The sequence below is a fragment of the Dellaglioa sp. CoH-57-MRSF-20 genome, assembly GCF_056781955.1.
In genome coordinates, this window is record NZ_JBXAXV010000075.1 from 1 (window position 1) to 538 (window position 538).

Annotated in this window: 3 protein-coding genes; all 3 read right to left on the bottom strand. The window is 54.1% G+C overall.

Going from position 1 to position 538, the window contains the following annotated elements; translation table 11 throughout:
* Positions 1 to 44 precede the first annotated feature (44 nt).
* Complete coding sequence (locus AC1RPN_RS08165) at positions 45 to 197, bottom strand: hypothetical protein (protein WP_281106372.1); 153 nt, start codon at positions 195 to 197, stop codon at positions 45 to 47.
* A complete protein-coding gene (locus AC1RPN_RS08170) occupies positions 190 to 348 on the bottom strand; it encodes a hypothetical protein (RefSeq protein ID WP_289863298.1) in 159 nt (52 codons plus the stop codon). Before AC1RPN_RS08170 ends, AC1RPN_RS08165 begins: the two co-directional genes overlap by 8 nt.
* On the bottom strand, positions 345 to 538 hold a 194-nt coding region (locus AC1RPN_RS08175), incomplete at its 5' end, for a hypothetical protein (protein WP_481763712.1). The genes AC1RPN_RS08175 and AC1RPN_RS08170, both read right to left, overlap by 4 nt.

Genomic DNA, 538 nt, shown 5'->3' on the forward strand with positions numbered 1-538 from the left:
GATCTTAGCGGCCTTGAAAACGTCCTTAATGTGCACCGTTTCTACTAATGTTCCTGATCCTTATCCAGCTCGTATCCAGCGAGCCAACCTGCATCCCAGTCCATCCGCTTCACGACATCGGCCATCGGGTACGGATTGTCCTCAGTTGAATCGCCATGCATGTAGGCACTGAGCCCCAACATCCATGCCTCAGTCATTGTCGCCCCCGCTGCTCATGTCGCGAGCCGCCGTCCAACCAGCAGCCCAATCGTAATGGTCCATGGAATCTGAATCGTACGGATTCTCCCAGAAGCCATCACCGTAAAAGTAAGCAGCGTGACCAACGAACCATGCGCCCAGTGCATTCATTCCGCGTCACCTCCACGTGCTGAGTACCAGCCAGCATCCCACTCTGCATGATCAGGGGACCCGTAGCTGTATGGGTTGTTGTGACGCGACTCTCCGTCGAGGAAAGCGGCAAACCCCTCTTCCCAAGGGTTTTCAGAGCCATCTACCGAAACAAAATCAATCATTTTCGTCCTCAGCTTCAGATTCGCTC

Coding starts and splice junctions, on each gene's coding strand:
- AC1RPN_RS08170 (WP_289863298.1), bottom strand. CDS start 348: ATGAATGCACTGGGCGCATGGTTCGTTGGTCACGCTGCTTACTTTTAC.
- AC1RPN_RS08165 (WP_281106372.1), bottom strand. CDS start 197: ATGACTGAGGCATGGATGTTGGGGCTCAGTGCCTACATGCATGGCGAT.